The sequence below is a fragment of the Pseudomonas sp. G(2018) genome, assembly GCF_005502415.1.
Lineage (GTDB): Bacteria > Pseudomonadota > Gammaproteobacteria > Pseudomonadales > Pseudomonadaceae > Aquipseudomonas.
Genome location: NZ_SCOO01000060.1, coordinates 1 through 19,427, shown reverse-complemented (window position 1 = coordinate 19,427; position 19,427 = coordinate 1). Strand labels below are relative to the sequence as shown.

Annotated in this window: 21 protein-coding genes, 1 other RNA gene and 2 pseudogenes; 9 read left to right on the top strand and 15 right to left on the bottom strand. The window is 60.0% G+C overall.

Going from position 1 to position 19,427, the window contains the following annotated elements:
- Positions 1–116: 116 nt before the first annotated feature.
- The 6 genes and pseudogenes from FFS64_RS30050 to FFS64_RS30025 form a co-directional block, all read right to left on the bottom strand.
- Positions 117–1,121, bottom strand: coding sequence for an extracellular solute-binding protein (locus tag FFS64_RS30050; RefSeq protein ID WP_137808320.1), 1,005 nt, complete (start codon positions 1,119–1,121; stop codon positions 117–119).
- 153 nt (positions 1,122–1,274) lie between these two features.
- Complete coding sequence (locus FFS64_RS30045; protein ID WP_171017166.1) at positions 1,275–2,492, bottom strand: 2-octaprenyl-3-methyl-6-methoxy-1,4-benzoquinol hydroxylase; 1,218 nt, start codon at positions 2,490–2,492, stop codon at positions 1,275–1,277.
- A 9-nt stretch (positions 2,493–2,501) separates the two neighbouring features.
- Positions 2,502–2,639 (bottom strand): annotated as a pseudogene (locus FFS64_RS30040) (tetrameric acyl-CoA thioesterase); the annotation flags it as partial.
- Between the two features lie 7 nt (positions 2,640–2,646).
- The gene (gene ubiH, locus FFS64_RS30035; protein WP_137808318.1) at positions 2,647–3,834 is read right to left on the bottom strand and encodes a 2-octaprenyl-6-methoxyphenyl hydroxylase; all 1,188 of its coding nucleotides are present in this window, start codon (positions 3,832–3,834) and stop codon (positions 2,647–2,649) included.
- Positions 3,831–5,165: a Xaa-Pro aminopeptidase gene (gene pepP, locus FFS64_RS30030; protein ID WP_137808317.1), complete on the bottom strand. Its 1,335-nt coding sequence runs from the start codon at positions 5,163–5,165 to the stop codon at positions 3,831–3,833. Before pepP ends, ubiH begins: the two co-directional genes overlap by 4 nt.
- 26 nt (positions 5,166–5,191) lie before the next feature.
- Entirely contained in the window at positions 5,192–5,752 is a 561-nt protein-coding gene (locus FFS64_RS30025) for a YecA family protein (RefSeq protein ID WP_095196272.1), read from the bottom strand.
- Positions 5,753–5,876: 124 nt separating this feature from the next.
- On the opposite strand from FFS64_RS30025, the gene FFS64_RS30020 reads away from it, so the two are divergent.
- From FFS64_RS30020 to FFS64_RS30005, 4 genes are all read left to right on the top strand, one after another.
- Positions 5,877–6,086 carry a TIGR02449 family protein gene (locus FFS64_RS30020; protein WP_007982902.1) on the top strand — a complete coding sequence of 70 codons (210 nt, stop codon included), beginning with the start codon at positions 5,877–5,879 and terminating at the stop codon, positions 6,084–6,086.
- Positions 6,083–6,400, top strand: coding sequence for a cell division protein ZapA (locus FFS64_RS30015; protein WP_008055229.1), 318 nt, complete (start codon positions 6,083–6,085; stop codon positions 6,398–6,400). The genes FFS64_RS30020 and FFS64_RS30015 overlap by 4 nt, the downstream gene beginning before the upstream one ends.
- A gap of 30 nt (positions 6,401–6,430) precedes the next feature.
- A non-coding RNA gene (gene ssrS / locus FFS64_RS30010) (6S RNA) lies at positions 6,431–6,609 on the top strand.
- 85 nt (positions 6,610–6,694) lie between these two features.
- The gene (locus FFS64_RS30005; protein ID WP_137808316.1) at positions 6,695–7,300 is read left to right on the top strand and encodes a 5-formyltetrahydrofolate cyclo-ligase; all 606 of its coding nucleotides are present in this window, start codon (positions 6,695–6,697) and stop codon (positions 7,298–7,300) included.
- A gap of 35 nt (positions 7,301–7,335) precedes the next feature.
- Here the strand turns inward: FFS64_RS30005 and FFS64_RS31395 are convergent, their stop codons facing one another.
- The gene (locus tag FFS64_RS31395; RefSeq protein WP_171017165.1) at positions 7,336–7,491 is read right to left on the bottom strand and encodes a hypothetical protein; all 156 of its coding nucleotides are present in this window, start codon (positions 7,489–7,491) and stop codon (positions 7,336–7,338) included.
- A 195-nt stretch (positions 7,492–7,686) separates the two neighbouring features.
- Here FFS64_RS31395 and FFS64_RS30000 point away from each other — a divergent pair, with 195 nt between their 5' ends.
- The gene (locus FFS64_RS30000; RefSeq protein ID WP_137808315.1) at positions 7,687–8,139 is read left to right on the top strand and encodes an EVE domain-containing protein; all 453 of its coding nucleotides are present in this window, start codon (positions 7,687–7,689) and stop codon (positions 8,137–8,139) included.
- 114 nt (positions 8,140–8,253) lie between these two features.
- Here FFS64_RS30000 and FFS64_RS29995 read toward each other — a convergent pair whose 3' ends face one another.
- Positions 8,254–8,661 carry a flagellar basal body-associated protein FliL gene (locus tag FFS64_RS29995; protein ID WP_095196268.1) on the bottom strand — a complete coding sequence of 136 codons (408 nt, stop codon included), beginning with the start codon at positions 8,659–8,661 and terminating at the stop codon, positions 8,254–8,256.
- A 150-nt stretch (positions 8,662–8,811) separates the two neighbouring features.
- Here FFS64_RS29995 and FFS64_RS29990 point away from each other — a divergent pair, with 150 nt between their 5' ends.
- On the top strand, positions 8,812–9,789 hold the full coding sequence (locus FFS64_RS29990; RefSeq protein ID WP_095196267.1) for an NADPH:quinone oxidoreductase family protein: 978 nt from the start codon (positions 8,812–8,814) through the stop codon (positions 9,787–9,789).
- 54 nt (positions 9,790–9,843) lie between these two features.
- Here the strand turns inward: FFS64_RS29990 and FFS64_RS29985 are convergent, their stop codons facing one another.
- Complete coding sequence (locus FFS64_RS29985) at positions 9,844–10,467, bottom strand: energy transducer TonB (RefSeq protein ID WP_137808314.1); 624 nt, start codon at positions 10,465–10,467, stop codon at positions 9,844–9,846.
- Between the two features lie 329 nt (positions 10,468–10,796).
- Here FFS64_RS29985 and glpT point away from each other — a divergent pair, with 329 nt between their 5' ends.
- On the top strand, positions 10,797–12,146 hold the full coding sequence (gene glpT, locus FFS64_RS29980) for a glycerol-3-phosphate transporter (RefSeq protein ID WP_137808313.1): 1,350 nt from the start codon (positions 10,797–10,799) through the stop codon (positions 12,144–12,146).
- On the opposite strand, the gene FFS64_RS29975 is transcribed toward glpT, so the two are convergent.
- From FFS64_RS29975 to FFS64_RS29950, 6 genes are all read right to left on the bottom strand, one after another.
- A complete protein-coding gene (locus FFS64_RS29975) occupies positions 12,122–12,790 on the bottom strand; it encodes a gamma-glutamylcyclotransferase (protein ID WP_095196264.1) in 669 nt (222 codons plus the stop codon). The genes glpT and FFS64_RS29975 overlap by 25 nt on opposite strands.
- Positions 12,791–12,996: 206 nt before the next feature.
- Positions 12,997–13,965 carry a CDP-6-deoxy-delta-3,4-glucoseen reductase gene (locus FFS64_RS29970; protein WP_137808312.1) on the bottom strand — a complete coding sequence of 323 codons (969 nt, stop codon included), beginning with the start codon at positions 13,963–13,965 and terminating at the stop codon, positions 12,997–12,999.
- Positions 13,965–15,431 (bottom strand): 4-hydroxy-3-polyprenylbenzoate decarboxylase, encoded by a 1,467-nt coding sequence (gene ubiD, locus FFS64_RS29965; protein WP_095196262.1) that lies wholly within the window; start codon positions 15,429–15,431, stop codon positions 13,965–13,967. The genes FFS64_RS29970 and ubiD overlap by 1 nt, the downstream gene beginning before the upstream one ends.
- Positions 15,432–15,573: 142 nt before the next feature.
- Entirely contained in the window at positions 15,574–16,833 is a 1,260-nt protein-coding gene (rho, locus tag FFS64_RS29960; RefSeq protein WP_003206716.1) for a transcription termination factor Rho, read from the bottom strand.
- Positions 16,834–17,081: 248 nt separating this feature from the next.
- On the bottom strand, positions 17,082–17,411 hold the full coding sequence (gene trxA / locus FFS64_RS29955; protein WP_003206727.1) for a thioredoxin TrxA: 330 nt from the start codon (positions 17,409–17,411) through the stop codon (positions 17,082–17,084).
- Between the two features lie 121 nt (positions 17,412–17,532).
- Positions 17,533–18,240: a FadR/GntR family transcriptional regulator gene (locus FFS64_RS29950; RefSeq protein WP_137808311.1), complete on the bottom strand. Its 708-nt coding sequence runs from the start codon at positions 18,238–18,240 to the stop codon at positions 17,533–17,535.
- A gap of 256 nt (positions 18,241–18,496) precedes the next feature.
- Here FFS64_RS29950 and FFS64_RS29945 point away from each other — a divergent pair, with 256 nt between their 5' ends.
- Together FFS64_RS29945 and FFS64_RS29940 are read left to right on the top strand one after the other, a co-directional pair.
- Positions 18,497–19,282 (top strand): transporter substrate-binding domain-containing protein, encoded by a 786-nt coding sequence (locus tag FFS64_RS29945; protein ID WP_137808310.1) that lies wholly within the window; start codon positions 18,497–18,499, stop codon positions 19,280–19,282.
- A gap of 22 nt (positions 19,283–19,304) precedes the next feature.
- Positions 19,305–19,427 (top strand): annotated as a pseudogene (locus FFS64_RS29940) (amino acid ABC transporter permease); the annotation flags it as partial.

Sequence of the window (19,427 nt, the reverse complement as noted above, 5' to 3'; positions counted from 1 at the left end):
ATCTAATGGATGAGATCGACACTGTAGGAGCGTCGACCGGCTGCTCCCACAGTGTCAGAGGCGCGCCACACAAAAACAAACGCCCCGCATAAGCGGGGCGCAGTATATCGGGCAACTCAGTTCCAGCCAGCCCGATCCATCATGCGAATCGCTTCGGCCTGGCGCTTGCCCGCGACTTCGACAGGCAAGGTATCGGCCACGAACTTGCCCCAGGCCGCGACTTCGGCGGATGGCTGAACGGCAGGGTTGGCCGGGAATTCCTGGTTCACGTCAGCGAAGATTTTCTGCGCTTCAGGCGTGGTCATCCATTCCACCAAGGCCTTGGCCGCTTCCGGGTGCGGAGCGTATTTGGTCAGGCCGATGCCCGAGAGGTTGACGTGCACGCCACGATCCGCCTGGTTCGGCCAGAACAGTTTCACCGGCAGGTCAGGCTTCTGCTTGTGCAGGCGACCGTAGTAGTAGGTGTTGACGATGCCGACATCACACTGACCGGCACTGATGGCCTCCAGCACCGCAACGTCGTCGGAGAAAACGTCAGTGGAAAGGTTGTTGACCCAGCCCTTGAGGATCTTCTCGGTTTTCTCGGCGCCATGGACTTCGATCATGGTGGCGGTCAGGGACTGGTTGTAGACCTTCTTCGCCGTGCGCAGGCACAGGCGACCTTCCCAGTTCTTGTCGGCCAGCGCTTCGTAAGTGGTCAGCTCACCCGGTTTCACCCGGTCAGTGGAGTAGGCAATGGTCCGCGCCCGCAGGCTCAGGCCGGTCCAGGCGTGAGAGGCGGCACGGTACTGCAGCGGGATGTTGGCAGCGATGGTTTTCGAGGTGAAGGGCTGGAGGATGCCCATTTGCTCGGCTTGCCAGAGGTTACCGGCATCGACAGTCAGCAACAGGTCAGCGGTGGCGTTCTCGCCCTCGGCCTTGATCCGCTGCATCAGCGGCGCTTCCTTGTCGGTGATGAACTTCACCTTCACACCGGTTTTAGCGGTGTAGGCATCAAAGACCGGCTTGATCAGCTCGTCGATACGCGAGGAGTAGACCACCACCTCGTCGGCGGCCTGGGCGGCGGTGCTGCCGATCAGAGTCAGGGCCAGTGCGGTCAGTAGACGCTTCGGTGCCAACATGGGAGCGCTCTCTCGATTGAAAAATTGAGGACAAATGATAAGGACTCACATTCGCCTTCTCAATCGAACTGTTCGTGGAGGCGTTACCAGATGTTGCACAACCAGAGTTGGGTGGTGAATGTGCCGCCTTCGCGAGCAGTCTCAAAGAATATCTCAGGCCTTGGCGAGTGCCGGCAAATCCCCGGTCAACCCCAGCGCCTCGCGTACAAACAACGACTTGGCCTCAGGCATCCGGTCGACTATTTTCAAACCGGTATTACGCAGCCAGCGCACCGGCAACGGATCAGCCTGGAACAAGCGCTCGAAACCTTCCATCGCCGCCATCAGGGCCAGGTTGTGAGGCATGCGTCGACGCTCATAACGGCTGAGTACCTTCACATCCGCCAGACGTTCACCGCGGGCGGCTGCCTGCTGCAGCACCTCGGCCAATACGGCGGCATCGAGGAACCCAAGATTCACGCCTTGCCCGGCCAACGGGTGAATGGTGTGCGCCGCGTCGCCGATCAGCGCCAGACCTTCAGCCACGTAACGCTTGGCATGGCGCTGACGCAGCGGCACACACAGGCGCGGGTCGGCGTTGAGTACGCTGCCCAACTGGCCTTCGAAGGCTCGCTCCAGCTCGCGACAAAAACCTTCGTCATCCAGTGCCATCAGGCGTTCGGCTTCGCTTGGCGTGGTCGACCAGACGATCGAACACCAATCCTGCTGGCCATCACGCTCCAGCGGCAGGAACGCCAACGGGCCGTTATCGGTAAAGCGTTGCCAGGCGGTCATTTGATGGGGTTTCGAGCAGCGCACGCTGGTGACGATGGCGTGGTGCAGATAATCCCACTCCCGTGTCGCGACGCCGGTCAGGCGCCGAACCGCCGAGTTGGCGCCATCCGCCGCGATCACCAGGGGCGCGCGCAAGGTGCGGCCATCGGCCAGGGTCAGCAGCCAGTCATCGCCGGAGCGGCGCATTTGTTCCAGGCGTGCGTTGGCGAGCAGGCCAAGATCGCAGTCGTGCAAGCGGTCGAGCAAGGCATCCTGCACCACCCGATTCTCGACAATGTGGCCCAGTACATCGGCGTGGACGCTGCCGGCCGAAAAGTGGATCTGCCCGGTGCCGCTGCCATCCCAGACCTGCATGTCGCTGTATGGGCTGCTGCGTCGACCGGCAATACCATCCCAGACCCCAAGGCGTTCGAGAATCCGCTGACTGGCGATGGACAAGGCACTCACCCGCGGCTCAAACGGCGCCTGGGCATCAAACGGTTTGACGCTCAGGGGGCTGCCGTCCAGCAGCAGAACTTCCAGCCCGCTGTCCTGTAACGCCAGCGCCAGGGCGCTGCCGACCATTCCGGCCCCGACAATCAGCAGATCTGCGCGCATTTCCATGCTTTAAGCCTGTCTCGCTTGCGGCTTGAGCCGCACGTAAAGGGTTTTTCCGACATGCGCCACCAGATTGCCTGCGCCGTCGTGAATATCGACCTGCAATTGCGGCAGGTATTTTTGGCCATCGGCCGTCTGCCGAAGTATCGTCGGGCTAAACATCAGGACGCGTACCCAGCCCCATGGCCTGTCGGGCGAACCAGCGCTTGGCTGGCGGCAACAGATCGAGGCCGAGCAGGCCGAGATTGCGCCCTAGCGAAACCAATGGCTGCGTGCTGCCGAACAAACGCGTGACCTGATCGGAAAAGCCGACGGTCAGGTTCTGATCCAGGCGCTGGTGTTCGCGATAGGCCTGCAAGGTCGTGAAGTCCCCCAGCGCCTGTTCGCTGGCGAGCAGCGCATCGGCCAGCGCCTGGGCATCGCGCAGGGACAGGTTGAAACCCTGACCGGCAATCGGGTGCAGGCTGTGAGCGGCGTTGCCGAGAATCGCCAGATGCGGTCGCACCTGCTCTTCGGCTTCCACCAGCGAAAGCGGATAAAGATGCCGGGCGCCGACCTGCTTCAACGTGCCGAGGCGATAGCCGAACACACCCTGCAATTCACTGAGGAAATCGCGTTCATCTAGGGCGGCCAGGCGTTGCGCGTCCATTCCCAGGCGAGTCCAGACCAAGGCACAGCGGTTGTCCGGCAGTGGCAGCAAGGCCATCGGGCCATCGTCGGTGAAACGCTCGAAGGCCATGCCGTTATGGGCTTCGCTCGGGGTGATGTTGGCGATCAGCGCGCTCTGGTTGTACGGACGCGTCTTGATACCGATGCCCAGCTGCTCGCGCAGGCCGGAACGACCACCGTCGGCGAGTACCGCAAGGTCGCAATCCAGCGTGGTTTCGTCATTGAGTGTCAGGCGATAGCCATCGGTGAGCGGTTCCATGCGTGTGACTTCCGCCGGGCAGCGCCAACTGATCACGTCCTTGTCCAGGCCTTGCCACAGGCATTGGCCAAGCCACGCGTTTTCCACCACATACCCCAGCGCCGGGACGCCTTCTTCCATCGCCGACAACCGCGCCGTGGAAAAACGTCCCCGGTCCGAGACATGAATCTGCTTGATCGGCTCGGCGCGACGGGAAATATCCTGCCAGATGCCCAACCGCTGATAAATCTGCCGCGCGCCAAAGGACAATGCCGTGGATCGCGCATCGTAGCTCGGCTGGTACGTGTCGCCGGGGGCGAACGGCTCGATCAGCACGATCTTCCAGCCACGAGCCTTGGCCCCGGCCTGCAACGCCATCGCCAGGCTGGCGCCCACCAGGCCGCCGCCGATAATCGCCAGATTGACTCGATTCATGCCGCTTGTGTCCGTGCTTGCGCCATCAAGGCCTCGATCTCCGCGACCGTTTTCGGTACGCCTTTGGTGAGGATTTCACAACCGTTTTTGGTGACCACGACATCATCCTCAATGCGCACACCAATGCCGCGCCATTTCTTCGCAACCTGTTTGTTGTCCGGTGCAATGTAGATCCCCGGCTCCACAGTCAGGGCCATGCCGACTTCCAGCACTCGCCATTCGCCGCCGACCTTGTACTCGCCCACGTCATGTACATCCATGCCCAGCCAGTGCCCGGCGCGGTGCATATAAAACGCTTTGTAGGCTTCGCCGGCGATCAACTCATCGACGCTGCCCTGCAACAGACCCAACTCAACCAGACCACTGGTAATCACCCGAACCGTGGCTTCGTGGGCCTGATTCCAGTGCTTGTTCGGAGCGATTTCGGCAAACGCGGCTTCCTGGGCAGCCAGCACCAGTTCGTAGATCGCCTTCTGCTCCGCGGAATACTTGCCATTGACCGGCCAGGTGCGGGTGATGTCGCTGGCGTAGCAGTCGATCTCGCATCCGGCATCGATCAACACCAGGTCGCCATCCTTGAGTACGGCGTCATTCTGCTGGTAATGCAGGATGCAGCTATTGCGCCCCGCCGCGACGATCGAGCCATAGGCCGGCATCTTCGCCCCGCCCTTGCGGAATTCGTAATCGAGCTCGGCTTCCAGGCTGAACTCGTGCAAACCGGCACGGCTGGCCTGCATTGCGCGCACGTGGGCCTGGGCGGAAATCCGTGCGGCCTCGCGCATCACTTTCACTTCCGCCGCCGATTTATACAGGCGCATGTCGTGAAGCAGATGATCCAGGGCAACGAATTCGTTCGGTGGCTGGGCACCGAGGTTCGCCTTGGAGCGGATCACGTTGATCCAGTCCATCAGGTGGCGGTCGAATTCCGGGTTGCTGCCCATGGCCGAATACACCCGGTCACGGCCTTCGATCAAGCCGGGCAGGATGTCGTCGATGTCCGTGATCGGGAAAGCGTCGTCGGCGCCGAAATCGCGTATCGCGCCTTCCTGGCCGGCACGCAGGCCGTCCCACAGCTCCCGCTCGGCGTTGCGCTCGCGGCAGAACAAAATATATTCACCGTGCAGACGCCCCGGCATCAAGACCAGCACGGCCTGTGGCTCGGGGAAACCGCTGAGGTACTGGAAGTCACTGTCCTGACGGTAGACGTGTTCGACGTCACGGTTGCGAATGGCCACCGCGGCGGCGGGGAGGATAGCGATGCTGTTGGGTTCCATCTGCGCCATCAGGGCCTTGCGGCGACGGCTGTATTCCGCTTTCGGGATATGGATCATGGGCAGATGGCGTTCCCTGTCTTCGATTAGTGCAACGACGGTTTGGCAGCCGCCGGTTCGTCCGCTTTCCTGGTTTCGGAGAACAGCAGCAGCGGCGCGACGCGCAGGTATTCCATGACTTCCATGTAGTCGGTTTCGCCGTCTTCGGACTCCTCCAGAGCGTCCTGGACCTGGGAAATGGCGGCCAGGTCCTGCAACACTTCGGTGGCTTCGGTGCTCAGCATGCTGCTGTCACGGCAGTTCAGACCGAAACCGCTGAGGAAGCCCTGGCACCATTGACCCAGTGCCGCGGCGCGTTCGGCCAGCGGGGCGTCGTCGGTCGGCAGCAACAGGACGACGGTCACGTCTTCGCCGGTGAGTTCGCCCTTGACCATCTCTTGCAGGCCGATCAGGGCAGCGCGAACGTTGTCCTGTGGCTCGCTTTCGAGCAACTCGGCGGCGTCGATCAACCAGCCCTCGGCATCGAAACCGGCGCCGGCACAGCTGCGGCCGAGCAACAGGCCGTGCAGTTCGGCAGGCGAGACAGGATGACCGCTGGAAGTCAGCAGGGTGGCGAAGGCTTGGTACGGAGAATTCTGAATGGGCATGGGCAGCTAGGCGCCAGACGGCGCTATGTCTAGAATGAAGGCCTTGTATCCTACATCGACAGACTCGCCAAGACTATTAAAGGCTGTCCGCCAGCTACCCCGTCAGACAAACTCAGTGGACAAAATGGAAGACACCGACCTGCAAGCGCTGATGGCCAGACTCGAACTGCTGATTACGCGAGTCGAGCAACTTAAGAGCCAAAACGGACTCTTACTAGCTCAGGAAAAGACCTGGCGCGAGGAACGCGCTCACCTCATTGAAAAAAACGAAATCGCCCGGCGTAAGGTCGAATCGATGATTTCGCGCCTCAAGGCCCTGGAGCAAGACTCATGAGTTCAAGCAATAGCGTCACCGTGCAGATCCTCGACAAAGAATATTCGATCATCTGCCCCCAGGAAGAACGCAGCAACCTGGTGAGCGCCGCCCGTTACCTGGACGGCAAGATGCGCGAAATCCGCAGCAGCGGCAAAGTCATCGGCGCCGACCGCATCGCCGTCATGGCCGCGTTGAACATCACCCATGACTTGCTGCACAAGGAAGAACGCCCGGATATCCAGGCCAGCGGCTCGACCCGCGAGCAGGTACGCGACCTGCTCGATCGCGTCGATCTGGTGCTCGCCACCGATCCGGACGTCACCAAAGGCTGATTCGCGCTACCGCTTGCGGTATACTCTTTTCACTCCCTGGGGTGCTTGCCAGTTGACGACGTCCCTGAGCCGATTTGCTATACCCTGGAGGTCGCACGTTGGGCTGGTGTGCATGTCCGCTAGACGGAAAGCCTTAAAGCCTACTGCGTCTTCCACCTTGAACTCTCGGGTTCAAGGGCTAAGTCGACAGCGGCACATTCGGGGAGCCTGATTCCAGCCGATGCCGGTTTTTATACCGGCATCGGCTTTTTTACGAGTACGCTTTACGTACCTGTACTGCTGAAGCCGGAATTCATGAACGAACCTGCGCTGCTTCCCCGCCCGCAACTTCGACGCATGCTGCGCAAGGCCCGCCGCGCACTGACACCCAGTCAGCAGCGCCAGGCGGCTCGCGGGCTGTACAAGCAATTGGCCCAGCAACCGCTGTTCCGCCGCGCCAAACACATCTCTCTTTATCTGCCCATGGACGGTGAAATCGATCCGCGCCTGCTGCTGCGTGCCGCCCAGCGTCGGGGCAAGGCCACCTATCTGCCGGTGCTCAGCGCCTGGCCGCGGACCAAGATGGTGTTCCAGCGCATCCGCCCCGGCGAAAAACTCAAGCCCAACCGTTTTCGCATTCTCGAACCCAGGCACAACCTTGCCCGGCAACGTAAAGTCTGGGCGTTGGATCTGGTGTTGTTACCGTTGGTGGGATTCGATGATGTCGGCGGGCGGCTGGGGATGGGCGGTGGTTTCTATGATCGAAGCCTGGCCTACCTGGCGCGCCGAAATGACTGGCGCAAGCCGACGCTGCTGGGGCTGGCCCATGAATGTCAGAAGGTGGGGCGACTGGCTCAGGCGAGCTGGGATGTGCCGTTGCACGGAACGGTAACGGACAAGGCCTGGTACGGCGCACGCTAGACGCCACTACCCTCGGTGGCGTCGAAAAAACAGGATCAGCGCTTGAAGGCTGTCGACTGTTGCTGCAACGCCGAGACCTCGATTGGCGCATCGGTCTTGTTGCTCCACAGGCTTTGGGCATAGCCAGTGGTCACGACGCCAAGGCCGAACAAAACAACCAAAATCCATAGTAAATCCGGTTTGCGTTTCATCGATTGCCCCCCAAAGGCATATCAACACGATGACAGCAGCGGTTTCCGTTTGTAGGCCGTGCAGCAGCGTCAAGCTTTAAAGGCCGGCATTTTGCGACAACGTGAACCGGCACGCAAATGCTGGCGTCAACCGACTGTCGGTTTGTCATAAAATTGCCGGACAACCTGTCCACACACCTCGCAAGGAGCCAAACCATGGCCTATTGGCTGATGAAATCCGAGCCCGACGAACTCTCGATCAAAGGTCTGGAAAAACTCGGCAAAGCGCGCTGGGACGGGGTTCGCAACTATCAGGCGCGGAATTTTCTACGGTCCATGGCAGTGGGGGACGAGTTCTTCTTCTATCACTCCAGTTGCCCCGAGCCTGGCATCGCCGGGATCGGCAAGATTGTCGAAGCCGCGTATCCGGACCCGACAGCGCTGGAGCCTGAAAGCCATTACTACGATCCGAAGGCCACCGCAGAGAAAAATGCCTGGAGCGCGATTGATGTCGCGCACGTGCAGACATTTTCCAGGGTATTGAAGCTGGACTATCTGAAGCAGCAGACGGTGCTGGCGGAAATGCCCTTGGTGCAGAAGGGTTCGAGGCTGTCGGTGATGCCGGTGACGGCGGAGCAGTGGGCAGCCGTTATTGCGCTCAAGCCGTAAGGCTTGTGGCGACATACCGAATGCTTTCGCAAGCAGGCTTGCTCCCACAGGAAAACGCATTCCAATGTGGGAGCGAGCCTGCTCGCGAAGAGGCCCGCCCGGACAGCGAATGACTTATTGGATGATGAGGTTGTTGAACAACAGATCCTCAACCACCGGTTTGCCGGTTTCGTCGTTCATGACCTGCTGGGTCTGCTTCAGCGCTTCCTGACGCAGCTTTTCCTTGGCCTCGACGTTGTTCATCGTCTCGGTGGTCTGCTGGGCAAACAGCGCCACCAGCTGATTACGAATCAACGGCTCGTTGGCCTTGACCGCCTTGGTCGCCTCGTCGCCCGTCACACGCAACGCCACATCGGCCTTGTAGACCTTGAGTTTTGGCGTGCCGTCCAACCCGTAGTTACCCACGAACGGCGGGCTCAGGGTGATGTAATTGACCTTCGGCGCCGCACCTTCTTTGGCTTCTTCGGCCACCGCTGCCACAGGCAGGGACAGGGCCAGCATCAACATGATCCACGCTTTCACAATTCACTCCTAATCCGGTTTGCGGCCTAGCATAACGACCCGTCGTTCAAGCACAAGCTTATGGCTGACTATCAGGGCCGGGCATGCTCGTTGACCCGTTGACTCACACACCTACACTTATCGGCCATCACTCCCAAAGGAATAGCCCTGATGAAAGCCGTGCTGTGCAAAGCCTTCGGCCCTGCCGAATCGCTGGTGCTGGAAGACGTCGCCAGTCCTGTCGCGAAGAAGAACGAAATCCTGCTGGACGTGCACGCCGCCGGGGTGAATTTCCCGGACACGCTGATCATCGAGGGCAAGTACCAGTTCAAACCGCCCTTCCCGTTTTCCCCGGGCGGCGAAGCGGCCGGCGTGGTCAGCGCAGTGGGCGAAAAGGTCAGCCACCTGAAAGTCGGTGACCGGGTCATGGCCCTGACGGGCTGGGGCAGCTTTGCCGAACAGGTCGCGGTGCCGGGCTACAACGTGCTGCCGATCCCGCCGTCCATGGACTTCAATACCGCCGCCGCCTTCAGCATGACCTACGGCACCTCGATGCACGCGCTCAAGCAGCGCGGCAACCTGCAACCCGGTGAAACCCTGCTGGTACTCGGCGCCTCGGGCGGTGTCGGCCTTGCAGCGGTGGAAATCGGCAAGGCCATGGGCGCCCGGGTGATCGCCGCCGCCAGCAGCGCCGAAAAACTGGCCGTGGCCAAGGCTGCAGGGGCTGATGAACTGATCAACTACAGCGAAACCAGCCTCAAGGATGAAATCAAGCGCCTGACCGATGGCCAGGGCGCCGACGTGATTTACGATCCGGTGGGCGGCGACCTGTTCGACCAGGCCATCCGCGCTATCGCCTGGAACGGCCGCCTGCTGGTGGTCGGCTTCGCCAGCGGCCGCATTCCCGAACTCCCGGTCAACCTCGCCCTGCTTAAAGGCGCAGCCGTACTCGGCGTGTTCTGGGGTTCGTTTGCCCAGCGTCAGCCGCAGGACAACGCGGCGAACTTCCAGCAATTGTTTGGCTGGTTTGCCGAAGGCAAATTGAAGCCGTTGGTGTCGCAGGTGTATCCGCTGAGTGATGCCGCACAAGCCATCAATGATCTTGGCCAGCGCAAGGCGGTCGGGAAGGTGGTGGTGCAGGTTCGCTGACGCTTCCCCAAAATCGGTCTGGACAGCAATTGATCCTGTCCAGACCGGACAAAACTAAAGCAACTTGCGAATCTCCTCCGGCAAAAACCTCACATACCTGGAAACCGGACTGTTCAGGCATTGCCTGACAATGATCGGAACTTTCCTGTTCATCCTGGCTATCAGCGCCAGGCGCCGCTCGTTAGGCAACGTTGTCGTAGAAAAGGCGTTCGATAGATAAGCACGGGTGTAGTAGAACGCAGCGGCATCGACCCAGGCGTGTTCCGGGGTGTTAACGGTGATTTCGTTGAGTTCGCGGCATTTCAACTCCTTGAGCCATTCATTGAGGTGAATCGGCAACGCTGAATCGAACCCGAAGATCATCGGCGCAATCACTTCCTGCTCGGCTGGCTTGTCCCCCTCGATCGTCCAGGGCTTGAACCGCCACTGACCTACCGCAACCCGGGTCGCCTCGGCCAGATCAGGGTGGTCGCTTTGCAAAATGCTCACTTTGCTGACTGAACCATCGGCATGGACCATAAACCTGACCCGGACGTTACCGATGATCCCGGCCCGTTGCAGTGCTGGCGGGTAAATCGGCTTGGGGTTGTGTTCCGGTATCAGGAACACCTCGCCCGCTCTGCTTTCAACAGACAACACCAACACCAACAACAGCACCACACAAACCACCCACCGCATAACGCCTCCCTTTCGCACCTGAATTGCCAGACCTGGCAGCAGGACAAAGGGTAGAGATCGACGAGTTTGAGCTGAAGGTCATGGCTTCCGGTAGCCATGCAGGACATTTCCCAAAAACCTGCCCTACTCCGGAAGAATCAGGCGTCTCATTGCGGCACCAGGTAACCCTTCCTACGCCGCCCTACATTTATGTCTGAGCGACATGTTCATAAAGGAATGCTCGACTTCCAACATTTCCGCTATTTGGTCGATGAGAACCGGTGCTATTTTCGGTAACGAAACTGTAATATTCGCATCCGCAGTCAAAACAAGAAAACTGGAGCTCTTGAATGTTTGCTTTCTTTCGTCCTGCCGCACATCAGGCTCCACTGCCTGAAGAAAAAATAGACAGCACCTACCGACGCCTGCGCTGGCAGATCTTCGCCGGCATCTTCATCGGTTACGCCGGTTATTACCTGCTGCGCAAAAACTTCTCCCTGGCCATGCCTTACCTGATCGAAGAGGGTTACACCCGCGGTGAGCTGGGCGTGGCGTTGTCGGCGATTGCCATTGCCTACGGTTTGTCCAAGTTCCTGATGGGCATCGTTTCCGACCGTTCCAACCCGCGTTTCTTCATGCCGTTCGGCCTGATGGTCTCGGCGGCGGTGATGTTCGTTTTCGGTTTTTCGCATTGGGCGACGTCCAGCGTAACCATCATGTTCGTGCTGCTGTTCATCAATGGCTGGGCTCAGGGCATGGGTTGGCCGCCGAGTGGGCGGACCATGGTGCACTGGTGGTCGCAGAAAGAACGTGGCGGCGTGGTGTCGCTGTGGAACGTGGCACATAACGTTGGCGGCGGCTTGATCGGCCCGCTGTTCCTGATCGGCATGGGCCTGTTCAACGACTGGCACGCGGCGTTCTACGTGCCGGCGGCGGTGGCCATGGCGGTGGCGGTGTTTGCCTTCATCACCATGCGCGACACCCCGCAATCGGTCGGTCTGCCGCCGATCGAGAAGTACAAGAATGACTACCCGGAAGGCTACGACGCCAGCCACGAAGAAGAATTCAGCGCCAAGGAAATCTTCGTCAAATACGTGCTGCGCAACAAAATGCTCTGGTACATCGCCCTGGCCAACGTCTTTGTCTACCTGCTGCGCTATGGCGTGTTGGACTGGGCACCGACCTACCTCAAGGAAGCCAAGGGCTTCACCGTGGACAAGACGTCGTGGGCGTACTTCTTCTACGAGTGGGCCGGTATTCCGGGCACGCTGCTGTGCGGCTGGATGTCGGACAAGATCTTCCGTGGCAACCGTGGCCTGACCGGCATGGTGTTCATGGCGCTGGTGACCGTGGCGACACTGGTGTACTGGCTCAACCCGGCCGGCAACCCGACGGTCGACATGATCGCGCTGGTTTCCATCGGCTTCCTGATCTATGGCCCGGTGATGCTGATCGGCCTGCAAGCGCTGGAACTGGCACCGAAGAAAGCCGCCGGTACGGCTGCCGGCTTCACCGGTCTGTTCGGATACCTGGGTGGTTCGGTCGCGGCCAGTGCAGCGATGGGCTACACCGTGGACCATTTCGGCTGGGACGGCGGTTTCGTTCTGTTGATCGGTGCCTGCCTGCTGGCAATGGCTTTCCTTGCGCCAACGCTGTGGCACAAGCAAGTCGCCAGTCAGAGCCGCGAAGCGATCGCCTGATCAACCTTTGATTTGCAGCGCTTGAGCCGCGCCTCCAGATTTCGGTCTGGCATGGCGTGGCTTCGCAGGGCGTGGGCGGTCTGCTCGACATAATCGCGAGTGGTGCCGTAACGCCCGCAAGCGTTTTCGAACACGTGGCTCAATACGTGATCCGGCAAGTTGCCTGCGTAGCTGGGCAGGTGCCGCTCCAGAACAAATCCCAAGGCCTGGACCTGATTGCCGTCTTCAAGCCGGCAGTTGAGCCAGTGCGGGCGGTAGGATGGAAAAGGCATCTCGCGCTTCCACAGCGCATACAACGAAGCGTCCAGTTGTTCTTCCGGCAAGCGATAGGCGAAGCCGCTGCATGAACCGCCGCGATCCAGACCGAACACCAACCCGGGCATTTCCGGTGTGCCGCGATGTTCGTGGGACCACAAGTACAAACCGCGATGGTAGCCATGCACTCGCCCGCGCACCCGCTCGACCGCTGTGCACTCCGGGCGCCAGATCAGCGATCCGTAAGCGAATAGCCACACCGGCCCGCCTTTGTGACGCGCCATGGTCGACTGCATCGAGCTGAGCAATTGTTCATGGGTGAGCTGCGGCCCCAGATCGAGTCGCGGCGGGTAAGCCAGGTTCAAAATCGAAGATTCAATGGCGCTCATGGCGAATAGCGTTCAGCTCCCCGCGAATAAACAGTTACTAAATAGAACGCACCGCGGTAGCAACAAGGCACATAAGTTTTCAAGTAATTGAAGTGCCTTGGCAAGACTCTTAATTAATTACATGAATAGCATATAACCTACCGACATTTATCTTATTTTATAAATACCGATAGGCTATATAGGGAGTTATAACAGATAAGCGCGGCTCAAGAGCGCGGCGCGTACGCAAACACATCGGCGCGCATCTGGTGCGCATCCATCCCCGCCTCGACCAGCGCATCCAGCGTGCCGTAGACCATCGCCGGCGAACCACTGGCATACACGTGCAAGGCCTTGAGTTCGGGAAAGTCTTCGCATACCGCTTCATGCAACATGCCGCAACGCCCTTTCCACCCGCATTGATCGCTGACGACTTTGTGCAGGAACAGATTAGGCAGTTTCAGCCACTCATCCCAATGTTCGACTTCATAGAAGTCTTCAGGACGACGCACGCCCCAATACAAATGCACCGGATGTTTGAAGCCGGTGGCGCGGCAATGTTCAATCAGGCCATGAATCTGGCCCATGCCGGTGCCCGCGGCGATCAACACCAGTGGACCGTCCGGCAACTCGGCCAGGTGCGCATCACCGAACGGCATGTCGATCCGCACCAGCGTGTCGCGCTGCAGCTGTTTGATCAAATTTTGTGCACTGGCCTCGCGCGCCAGCACGTGGATTTCCAGATCACGCCCGCCCGAAGGTGCCGAGGCCAGGGAAAAGGACGACTTTTCGCCGTTTTCCCGGTGGATCATCAGATACTGCCCGGCGTGGTAGCGCGGCGGCTTGCCGGCCGGCGCCCGCAGCCGTACCCGCCAGGTATCACCACCGACCTCGGTGCAACTGGTGACCTGACACGACAGACTGCGCACCGGCAACTCTCCCAGCGCGAGCACGCCATCCCACAGCACGATGCAGTCTTCCAGCGGCTCTGCTATGCAAGTGTAGAACTCGCCATGGTCACGCACATGCCCGGCCTGCTCGACACTGCCTTCGACCAGCAGCGCGGCGCACACGTGGCAATTACCGTTGCGACAGCTTTGTGGGCATTCATAGCCCAGACGCCGTGCGCCATCGAGAATCCGCTCGCCGGGCAAGATATCCAGCACTGCTCCGGAGGGCTGCAAGGTTACACGCATCAATCTATTCCTAACTGATTCCAGATGGCATCGATCCGCTGGGTCACGGCGTCGTCCTTGACGATCACCCGACCCCATTCGCGCGTGGTTTCGCCTGGCCACTTATGCGTGGCATCGAGGCCCATCTTCGAGCCCAGGCCGGAGACCGGCGAGGCGAAGTCGAGGTAGTCGATCGGCGTGTTCTCGATCATCACCGTGTCGCGCTTGGGGTCCATGCGCGTGGTGATGGCCCAGATCACATCGTTCCAGTCCCGCGCGTTGATATCGTCGTCAGTGACGATAACGAACTTGGTGTACATGAACTGTCGCAAAAACGACCAGACACCGAGCATTACCCGCTTGGCATGCCCCGGATACGACTTCTTCATGGTCACGACGGCCATGCGGTACGAACAGCCTTCGGGCGGCAGGTAGAAGTCGGTGATTTCCGGAAACTGCTTCTGCAGGATAGGCACGAACACTTCGTTGAGCGCCACGCCGAGAATCGCCGGCTCATCCGGTGGTCGACCCGTATAGGTGCTGTGATAAATCGGCTTGATGCGATGGGTAATGCGCTCGACCGTAAACACCGGGAAGCTGTCGACTTCGTTGTAGTAACCGGTGTGGTCGCCGTACGGACCTTCATCGGCCATCTCGCCCGGATGGATCACGCCTTCAAGGATGATCTCGGCGGTGGCCGGCACTTGCAGGTCGTTGCCGCGGCACTTCACCAGTTCGGTGCGGTTGCCGCGCAGCAAACCGGCGAAAGCATATTCGGAGAGGCTGTCCGGCACCGGGGTGACGGCGCCAAGAATGGTCGCGGGATCGGCACCCAGCGCCACGGAGACCGGGAACGGCTGGCCGGGATGTTTCTCGCACCACTCGCGGTAATCCAGCGCGCCACCACGATGGCTGAGCCAGCGCATGATGACTTTGTTGCGGCCAATCACCTGCTGCCGGTAGATGCCGAGGTTCTGCCGGTCCTTGTTCGGCCCCTTGGTGACGGTCAGCCCCCAGGTGATCAGCGGCGCGACGTCGCCCGGCCAGCAGGTCTGCACCGGCAACTTCGCCAGATCGACATCGTCGCCTTCGATGACCACTTCCTGACAGATCGCGTCTTTGACGACTTTGGGCGCCATCGAGATGATCTTGCGGAAGATCGGCAGCTTGGACCAGGCGTCTTTTAGACCTTTCGGCGGCTCGGGCTCCTTGAGGAACGCCAGCAACTTGCCGATCTCGCGCAACTCGCTGACCGCTTCGGCGCCCATACCTAATGCAACGCGCTCGGGGGTACCGAACAGGTTGCCGAGAACGGGGATGTCAAAACCGGTGGGCTTCTCGAAAAGCAGGGCCGGACCCTTGGCACGCAAGGTGCGATCGCAGACCTCGGTCATTTCGAGTACAGGGGACACCGGAACCTGGATGCGCTTGAGTTCACCGCGCTTTTCCAGCCCGCTGATAAAGTCGCGCAAGTCGCGATACTGCATGCGTGAGCCTCGTGTTGGCCGTGGCGTTCGGGGGCAGGCAGTTTAGCGCCGAACCCCTCGGTTCAGAACAACGAACTGCCAGATCATCAAAATTCAGATAGCAAAAAGCCGGGTTTCCCCGGCTTCTGGCTGGACTATCGACTTACTTGCGCTTCATCGACAGGAAGAACTCATCGTTGGTCTTGGTCGTTTTCAGCTTGTCGACCAGGAATTCGATGGCCGCGACTTCGTCCATCGGGTGCAGCAGCTTGCGCAGAATCCACATGCGCTGCAACTCGTCGTCGGCAGTCAGCAACTCTTCACGGCGGGTGCCGGAACGGTTGATGTTGATGGCCGGGAAGACGCGTTTTTCAGCGATGCGGCGATCCAGAGGCAGCTCCATGTTGCCGGTGCCTTTGAATTCCTCGTAGATCACTTCGTCCATCTTCGAGCCGGTTTCAACCAGCGCGGTGGCGATGATGGTCAGCGAGCCGCCTTCTTCGATGTTCCGCGCGGCGCCGAAGAAACGCTTCGGTTTTTCCAGGGCGTGGGCATCGACACCACCGGTCAGTACCTTGCCGGAGCTCGGGATTACGGTGTTGTAGGCACGGGCCAGACGGGTGATGGAGTCGAGCAGGATCACCACGTCCTTCTTGTGTTCGACCAGGCGCTTGGCCTTCTCGATCACCATTTCGGCAACCTGCACATGGCGGGTTGGCGGCTCGTCGAACGTCGAGGCAACCACTTCGCCGCGCACGGTGCGCTGCATTTCGGTTACTTCTTCCGGACGTTCGTCGATCAGCAGCACGATCAGATGAACTTCAGGGTTGTTACGCGCGATGTTCGCGGCGATGTTCTGCAGCATGATCGTCTTGCCCGCTTTCGGCGGTGCAACGATCAGACCGCGCTGGCCTTTGCCGATCGGGGCGCACAGGTCGATCACGCGACCGGTCAAGTCTTCGGTGGAACCGTTGCCGGCTTCCATCTTCATGCGCACGGTCGGGAACAGCGGGGTCAGGTTCTCGAAGAGAATCTTGTTTTTCGCGTTTTCCGGACGGTCGAAGTTGATCGTGTCGACCTTGAGCAGCGCGAAATAACGCTCGCCTTCCTTTGGAGGGCGGATCTTGCCAACGATGGTGTCACCGGTGCGCAAGTTGAAGCGGCGGATCTGGCTCGGCGAGACGTAGATATCGTCCGGGCCGGCGAGATAGGAAGCGTCAGCGGAGCGCAGGAAGCCGAAGCCGTCCTGGAGAATCTCCAGCACGCCATCACCGGAGATTTCCTCGCCGCTTTTCGCGTGCTTCTTGAGCAGGGAGAAAATCACGTCCTGCTTGCGCGAACGGGCCATATTTTCTATGCCCATCTGTTCGGCCAATTCGAGCAGTTCGGTAATCGGCTTTTGCTTGAGTTCAGTCAGATTCATATAGGAATGACGTAATCATTTATGGAGGGGGGAAATTAAGCTTTTGGCTTAATGAGGCCGCGCCGCGGAGAAGGCGACAGGATCGCGTACTTATTCGAAAAGGAGAGCGTCGGCGACGGCTAGCAGGGGGCAATGGAGAAACCAGTGCGGGGCCGAATGTATCACCTGAGTTTCGGAGCGTCTAGCCCTCAATAACGAAAAGGCCCCGCTATTTGCGGGGCCTTTGGGATGACAGGTTACAACAACGCTTAGATGTTGGCGTCGAGGAAAGCCGCCAGTTGCGACTTCGACAGTGCGCCGACCTTGGTCGCTTCAACGTTGCCGTTCTTGAACAGCATCAGGGTCGGGATACCACGCACGCCATGCTTGGCCGGGGTTTCCTGGTTTTCGTCGATGTTCAGTTTGGCAACGGTCAGCTTGCCTTTGTAGGTCTCGGCAATTTCGTCCAGAACAGGAGCGATCATTTTGCAAGGGCCGCACCACTCAGCCCAGTAGTCGACCAGTACAGCACCTTCAGCCTTGAGTACGTCGGCCTCGAAGCTAGCGTCGCTAACGTGTTTGATAAGATCGCTGCTCATGGAATTCTCCAGGGTTGTAAGCAAAAAAACGTGGCCCATCATAGCTGCCCTTCCCGTGTTCAGGAAGCCGCAGTTGATTGAGTCTCGCTATGGTGGTCCATGAGTTTGGGTATAGCTCAGGTCACGCCGTGGCGGGAGCAACGAAGGCGATTCCGGTGCGCAGCGCCGCATTGCGCACGTGTTCGTGCATGGCCTTCTGCGCAGCGCCAGAGGCCCGACGAGCCAGCGCGCGAAGGATTTTGCGGTGTTCCTGCCACGTTTCCATCGCCCTTTCGGCCCGGATGAACGGTAGCTTCTGGCTTTCCAGGAAGATATCGGCGCTGGCGGTCAGGATGCTCAGCATCGCCTGATTGCCGCTGGCCAGCAAAATGCGCCGGTGAAATTCGAAGTCCAGGCGCGCCGCGGCTTCGAAGTCGCCAGCCTTCAGTTCGCCACGCATGGCGGCGACATTGTCTTCCAGCGCATCGAGTTCATCGGTGCTCAAGGTCACGGCAGCCAACCCCGCGGCAAACCCCTCCAGCGCGTAGCGCAACTGGAAAATATCCAATGGCGACGCCTGCGCCGCGAACGGCCAGCCTGGCGCCGCGTCGCCTCTCGGCAGATCCACCGGCGATTGCACGAATACGCCTTTGCCCGGCTGGATGCTGATGACGCCCAGCGCACTGAGCGACGACAACGCCTCGCGTAACGACGCCCGACTGACCCCCAATTGCAGCGCCAAGTCCCGTTGCGAGGGCAAGGCATCGCCCGGGCCGAAGCCTTGCTCGGTGATCAGCTTGCGGATGGCTTGCAGCGCCACTTCAGGTACGGCGCGGGAGATCGAGTTCATGGTTTTCCAGACGAGCCAGGCCAATGTGCGGTCAGTTGTAAAGCTATTCGCAGCGTCCGGCAAGTCGTGCCCCATGGGGGTTCGGTGCTTGCTGCCGATGCGCTATTGAAGTGCGAAACCCCACTTGACTGTTCAGACCAGTAAGACCGAACAAACCCTTTGAAACCGGGGCCTACCGAGGCCTTTTGCACAGATTGGCATGGCCCATGCTCTGTCGAATCGCAGAAATCACTCCTCGCCGATTCGGAGATTTGCCATGACCCAGCGTTACAGCGCCCTCCTCGCTGCCCTGTTTGCCAGCCTGATGCTGAGCCAGGCACCCGCCCACGCCGACGGTCTGGAGGATGTGGTCAAGCGCGGCGTCCTCAAGGTCGCCGTGCCGCAGGACTTCCCGCCCTTCGGCTCGGTGGGCCCGGACATGAAGCCCCGTGGCCTGGACATCGACACCGCGAAACTGCTGGCTGACCAGCTCAAGGTCAAACTCGAACTGACTCCGGTTAACAGCACCAACCGCATCCCGTTCCTCACCACCGGCAAGGTCGACCTGGTGATTTCCAGCCTGGGCAAGAACCCGGAGCGGGAAAAAGTCATCGACTTCTCCCGGGCCTACGCACCGTTCTACCTCGCCGTGTTCGGCCCGCCAGACGCCGACGTAAAAAGCCTGGACGACCTTAAAGGCAAAACCATCAGCGTCACCCGCGGCGCCATTGAAGACATCGAGCTGACCAAGGTCGCCCCCGAGGGTGTAACCATCAAGCGCTTCGAAGACAACAACTCAACCATCGCCGCCTACCTGGCCGGCCAGGTCGACCTGATCGCCAGCGGCAACGTGGTGATGGTGGCCATCAGCGAGAAAAGCCCGAAACGCGTGCCAGCGCTGAAAGTGAAGCTCAAGGATTCGCCGGTCTACGTGGGCGTGAACAAGAACGAGCCGGCGTTGCTGGACAAGGTCAACCAGATCCTCGTCAGCGCCAAAAGCGATGGCGCGCTGGAGAAAAATGCCCTGACCTGGTTGAAAGAACCGCTGCCGGCCGACCTTTGATTCGGCGCGCAGGAGACACGCTATGGCTTATCAGTTCGATTTTTTGCCCGTGGTGCACAACACCGACCTGCTGTTGCGCGGAGCGCTGTTCACCCTTGAGCTGACGGCCATCGGCGCAGTGCTGGGGGTGGGCCTGGGCATCGTC